This window comes from Shewanella vesiculosa, from assembly GCF_009994065.1.
In the GTDB taxonomy this organism is placed as follows: domain Bacteria; phylum Pseudomonadota; class Gammaproteobacteria; order Enterobacterales; family Shewanellaceae; genus Shewanella; species Shewanella vesiculosa.
The window spans coordinates 491,290-497,354 of sequence record NZ_JAACSD010000006.1; the positions used below are offsets into that span (position 1 = coordinate 491,290).

General features: G+C 41.2%; 6 protein-coding genes. 4 read left to right on the top strand and 2 right to left on the bottom strand.

The window, feature by feature from the left end; genetic code table 11:
• Positions 1-16: 16 nt before the first annotated feature.
• Positions 17-559, bottom strand: coding sequence for a hydrolase (locus GW828_RS08115; RefSeq protein WP_273059242.1), 543 nt, complete (start codon positions 557-559; stop codon positions 17-19).
• Between the two features lie 121 nt (positions 560-680).
• Between GW828_RS08115 and GW828_RS08120 the strand changes: the two genes are divergently transcribed.
• Positions 681-1,718 carry a DUF2235 domain-containing protein gene (locus GW828_RS08120; protein WP_182722724.1) on the top strand — a complete coding sequence of 346 codons (1,038 nt, stop codon included), beginning with the start codon at positions 681-683 and terminating at the stop codon, positions 1,716-1,718.
• Between the two features lie 72 nt (positions 1,719-1,790).
• The gene (locus tag GW828_RS08125; RefSeq protein ID WP_420542415.1) at positions 1,791-2,657 is read left to right on the top strand and encodes a cobalamin-binding protein; all 867 of its coding nucleotides are present in this window, start codon (positions 1,791-1,793) and stop codon (positions 2,655-2,657) included.
• Positions 2,658-3,434: 777 nt separating this feature from the next.
• Here the strand turns inward: GW828_RS08125 and GW828_RS08130 are convergent.
• Positions 3,435-4,391 (bottom strand): IS1595 family transposase, encoded by a 957-nt coding sequence (locus tag GW828_RS08130; RefSeq protein WP_109320312.1) that lies wholly within the window; start codon positions 4,389-4,391, stop codon positions 3,435-3,437.
• A 390-nt stretch (positions 4,392-4,781) separates the two neighbouring features.
• Between GW828_RS08130 and GW828_RS08135 the strand changes: the two genes are divergently transcribed.
• Complete coding sequence (locus GW828_RS08135; RefSeq protein ID WP_273059239.1) at positions 4,782-5,330, top strand: hypothetical protein; 549 nt, start codon at positions 4,782-4,784, stop codon at positions 5,328-5,330.
• Between the two features lie 127 nt (positions 5,331-5,457).
• Positions 5,458-5,859, top strand: a complete 402-nt coding sequence (locus GW828_RS08140) for a hypothetical protein (protein WP_273059237.1) — start codon at positions 5,458-5,460, stop codon at positions 5,857-5,859.
• The last annotated feature ends 206 nt before the right edge of the window (positions 5,860-6,065 follow it).

The following is a 6,065-nucleotide window of genomic DNA, read 5'->3' on the forward strand; positions in this document are numbered from 1 at the left end:
TACTGATAACTTATGGCTACTTTATCAATTTAAGTAATGCCTTAAAGCGTTCACCTTGGGCGACATGCTGAAGTTCAAACAGTAATGATTCAACATTGGTCAGTTGGGCGCCATCATTAAGCATCATTTGTACTCCAAGCACTTTGTTGTCTGTCCCCCTTGAAGAAACCGCATCGGCAACAAGGTGCACTTGATAGTCGTTGTCTAGTAAGTCTTTACAGGTTTGATAAACGCACACGTGGGTTTCAATACCCGCAAGGATAACCTTATTACGGTTTAACCCTTTAAGTTGTTGTTTTAACTCGTCACAATGCCAAGCACTAAAGTGCTCTTTAGCGATGGGTTTGCTTGTTTTTGTTAATAATTGTGCGATCTCTTCGCTGGTGGGACCTAATTTATCGGGTAATTGTTCTAACCAAATAATCGGAATCTCAAATAGTTGCGCACCTTGAATTAATACTGCAAGTTTTTGGTGTAGTTGAGCTGATTGCTGCATAACTTGGGCTAGTTTGCCTTGTACGTCTACAATCATTAATACACTTTGTTCTGCTGTTATCATGGTCAGTTACTCGAATCGACTTAAGTGAACTTTCGAGTATTGGTTATTTTTCCGATGGTGAAAATAGGCATTTAGTCTATTATGCTTCATCTATTGTTCATGCTGGGTGTCAAGGATTGATATGAAAAAACGTATTGTTATTTGTGCTGATGGCACCTGGAATCGGCCAGAAAAGGATCTTGAAAAAGATCACGCCACTAATGTGCTTAAGCTTGCTAGGGCTATCAAACCCATTGCGGATGACGGTGTGCCACAGCAGGTGTTTTACGATTGGGGAATCGGCTCATATTATGATTCTGTTATCGGCGGCGCAACTGGTCGTGGGCTGCATAAAAATATTATGGATGCTTATCGCTATATCGTACAAAATTATTCGCCTGGTGATGACATTTATCTATTCGGTTTTAGCCGTGGCGCTTATACCGTTCGCTGTTTATGTGGCCTGATTAATAATTGCGGTATTGTTACTCGCCCAGATGCAAAGCTTATTCAACAAGCGTTCGACCACTATAAAATGAAAACTCAACCTTTTTCCCCAGATGGTGAGCGCTCGGTGCAGTTTCGTCAGCAACATTCACATCCTTCACGTGAAGTGGCCTTTGTTGGCGTGTGGGATACTGTTGGTGCTATGGGGATCCCGCTGTCGTTTCTCGGTTTGTTTGAAGACAAAGATGAGTTTTATGATGCCAAATTAGGCCGTAATGTCAAAGTGGCTCGTCATGCACTTGCACTAGATGAACATCGCAGCGATTTTGAGCCAACCATTTGGGCCCCTCGAACCAGCATAGACATACAACAGGTTTGGTTTATCGGCGCCCATAGTAATATTGGTGGTAGTGTTGCACCTAATGACGACGGCAGTACCTTATCTGATATTGCGTTACAGTGGATGATAAGCCAAGCGCGAACGGCTAATTTGACGGTGGAGTTACATTTAGCCGATGCGTTATTGCCTAATCCAATGGCGGATATTCAAGATTCATATCGTAGCTTTTATCGAGTTAAAAAACGCTTTATACGATCGCTAGACCCAGAGTTAGTGCCAATATTATTACATCAGTCGGTTAAAACACGCTGGTTGAATGACAGCAATTATCGACCGAAAAATTTAGTCGATTACATCGATAAGCATGGTTGGCCCGACAAGCTGGCGCAATAAACGGTAAAAACATCATTCAATTGCTCGTGTTAATCATCACCATTAAAAACCATTTCGATTAAGGAAAGTATTTTGCTACGTGTATTGTTATTGCTCATCACAGTGATAGGACTATCGTCTGTATCACCTGTTTTACCCGCGGCAGCATCGACGGCCACAGATGATTTACAAGATAAACCGCCGGCTAAGCGGATTATTGCTTTGTCGCCCCATGGGGTTGAAATGCTGTTTGCTATTGGCGCTGGTGAGTCGATTCTAGCGACCACAGATTATGCTGATTTCCCTGAAGCGGCTAAAGATATCCCCAGTATAGGTGGCTATTATGGTATTCAAATCGAGCGAGTGATTGAGCTCAATCCTGATTTAATTGTGGTGTGGCAAAGTGGCAACAAAATGGAGGACATTAAACAGTTACGTGATTTAGGTTTTACCCTGTTTAATAGCGACCCTAAACACTTAGCCGACATTGCGACAGATCTTGAGCTGCTCGGCCAGTTAACCGGCCATAGCGCTAAAGCCAAACAAGTGGCAGATGATTATCGTCAGCAATTAGCTGATATTACCCTGCAAAATCAAACTAAGCCGGCCGTTAAAGTGTTCTATCAATTATGGTCAACGCCGCTGATGACCGTTGCTAAAGGCAGTTGGATCCAAAACCTGATTGAGGTCTGCCATGGTGATAATGTGTTTTTTGACGCAGCAAGTGAATACCCACAAATCAGCATTGAAAATGTTTTACTAACCGACGCTGAAGTTATCTTACAAAGCCAGGATGAAGGCAATATTTTAGGTATCAATTGGTCTGATTGGCCTGAGCTACCAGCGGTAAAAAATCACCATATATATCAGTTCGATGCCGATTTACTTCATCGGGCCACCCCAAGGGCTATTTTAGGCATTAATGCAGTTTGCGGTGCGTTGGATAAAGTAAGAAAGTAAGACTTTATTCCGTCGCGGCGGCATAGTCGATTTCTTATCTCGTCATCCCGGTAATGATTGTGAGCCGGGATCCAGCTTTTTTGTTCAAACTTCGTTTGAATTAACATCGCAAGGTTCCACCCTGCACGGGCCAAATACTTTGTCATTCCGGCAATGCTTTTGAGCCGGGATCCAAGTGTTTGCTTGTTGCTTTTATGGCCTGTGGCCACTAACGTCGTGGCGCTTCGCCCACACCAGACCAAGAGGAAATCAACGGCTATTCCCTCTTTACTCTTTATAAATGAATTAGCCCAGCCGCCCCGCAACATTTTCGCTATTTACTAAACAACAGCAGCGAAAAGGTCGCCATGGGGATTGATCCAGCTTTTGACTTTATTGGGTAGCTACTTCAGCCTTACTCGAAAATGCTAACGCTCCCAATGGTACATCTGATGTGAATGGATTCACGAATGTCGTGATGACAGGATGCCAAGGAACGACCTGTACCGCGAAAGCTAAGCTCACATCCATGTGAGCTTCACGCTATTTTCTTCAACTGCCTCAAGTTCAGAGTTGAATCTGTCCTTTTTAAAGACCAGAAAACTAACTCGTTTTTACCCCGTTCCTTGTTAGAGAACATCCAATTTAAACTTTGCTCGAACTTAGTTATCGCTAATTTATGAAAGCACCATTTTGATATAAATTTATCTACGATTAACATCATAAAATCTTTGCGACAGCATACTGTGTTTTTATAAGGGCTATCCACTTAGCACAACCAACCACTATATATTGTGGTTATCGATTTTTAATTGATTGGTACGTTATCGGCTTAGAACGCACTGCTTGTTCAAGCAACCTGTAGAATAATAATCCCCGAGAATCTGACTTTCTTCTATTGAAGCGAAATGTAAACTCATCTAAATAATAATCAAGTTGCTTAGCCTTTACCGCGCCTTGATATGTACCTAAAAGCCATCTTTTACATAATGATGAGACTCGATGCACCCCAGCCATTGTTTCATGTGCAGGTACAGATGAACCTAAATGCACTATTCGGTTATGCTTATATCCTTTCTTGTCTATTTGTTTGTATGCTTGAGAGCCATCACTACAAATTGTACTACCAGGTTCAATTACATCTTGAATGAATTGATGGATATGTTCTTTGGTTGCACTTTCCACTTGCCTTAAACGTATCCGGCCAAATCCAGAGCGTGATAGCAGCTCAACTGCTACCAAAACTACAGCCTTACGCTTACCCTGTTGATTTTTAATAGATGATTGGGGAACGACGCCACCTATTAGTGTTTCGTCAACCTCTACGATGCCGGACAGTTTATCCCTTTCAGGATCAACCATGGCATACCTTAACTTGTGCATTAATGACCAAGCGGTTTGATAACTCCCAAGACCTAATAACCTTTGAACTCCAAGAGCGCTGACACCATTTTTTTGATTTGTAATAAACCAGACGGCAGCAAACCAACTTTTCATGGGGGTTCTTGTTTTGTCAAAAAGTGTACTTGATGTTACTGAACACTGAGAACGACAAGCATGACATTTTAACTTGCCATTACTTAACTGATAAGGTGATTGATGGCTTGAACAGCTTGGGCATATGAATCCGTTTGGCCAACGAAGTTTGTAAAGGTAGCTAATGCAGGATTGTTCATCATGAAACCAATCAACAAATTCGCCCCAACTTGTAGGGTAATCTACACCAGCTTTTAATAAATACGATGAAGTTTTCATCACTACATATTGACACTGGTGGCGCTAAATGGATAGCCCTTGTTTTTATACAGTTATAATTCATTTGTGTTAGAACAACAGTGTTGTTTCTCGTTATGTAATTGCGAAAATTCTCGGTTTCACCTAAAAGACAATGCTACCCAATTGAATTAGCTTATTTTTGTTAATATATCTGCTCTACATAACGAGTTTGTATTATTCTCGATTATCTAAATTCTCGCTTTTGCCTAGACTAAAAGGTGATTGATTTGGGTTATTTAAGCTGGTAAGTTACTAAAATTATTAATAATTAAAGCAGTATGGATGTTGAGTTTTGGTGAGCTTCTCAGGATGTTTATCGGAATTCTCGCTAATACGCTGTTAGGCTACAAATTATAGAGAGGAGTTGTAATGAAGTTTTTTTCCTTATTAATTGTAGGACTGGTATTTTCCTTATTGGTTCAAGCTTCTGATCAGTCTGAAGTTGAAAGTGTTGTTGATAGGTATTTTGAATCAATACAGGTTTATGATACAGCAATCATGTCAAGCATGATGCATCCTGAAGCTTTAAAACGATTTCGAACGCCAATTTTAAACGCTCTCGAAGGAAGTAAACGTGAGCAGGCGAAAATGGAGTTGTTACCTTTGTTCTCCGTCTCAAATGTTGAGCAATACAAAAGTTTAACAGATGTAGAAGCATACAAGCGACTTAACGATTTTGTCGCGAAAGCACAACCACAATTGATAGCGTTAATGAAATCTACATACTTTGAGGTTGTTAAAATTGCTTTGAAAGGTGACATCGCCTACGTAAATTACACTTTAACTATGAATATTCAAGATCAATCAGTTGAGAAAGATGTTGTTCAGAAGTTAAAGTTGCATGACGGAAGTTGGATGTTGCTTTTGCCACCAGACGGAGAGGCTACAATCGCAGGTATTGAGGCCCGCTTTAAGTAGCCTAACAAAACCATCAAACCGACGCCCTTCCGCCTCGTTTTCTGGGCTTGCCGCGAGCGGCAGTTTAGCCCAAAAAACGCTCTGGTCGGTTGCGGCTTATGGCAGCGTTATACGTTTAGGAGGAAAAATGTCCAAATATTTAGTTTCAAACATTGCAGATAGACGTCATTCTAAGATATTTGGTGCGGGTTCTTTCTTTGACTTAGAGAGTTCTCAACATGGCTGGGATGAATTTAGTCAAGTTCAGGTTGGTGATAGTGTTTATGTGATAAATAAAAACAGAAACGTAGCCGTCGAATACAAAGTCACAGAAATCAAAGACAACTTGTTGCTAGATGAAGACCCTGTTTGGGGGCATAAAGTTGTCGCAACGGATGGTGGTAATACACGTGTACTGTATGGGAAGCCTTTAAATCGAGTCGACCAAGAATATTCCGCATTTGTTAAAATGAACCAAGTTATTAGCAGCAAAATTAACCAAGATACAGGCATGATGCTACAAGGCTTCAACTGCGCAGCCTTTGAGTAAACGTATAACAAACAATTCAAGCAGACCCTCAACGCTCAGCACTTTTGGTTTGCGTCGGGTTTGGTGTTGCAGAGCAATGTGGAAAGTGAGCCAGTGCGTTTCGGGCTGCTTAATTGGGCGTTATGTTGCACGATGAAAATTAAACAGATTGCCATTGCCACAATTTTGCATTTTATAACTCTCGTTATTTTCGGGTTTCTGAGTTT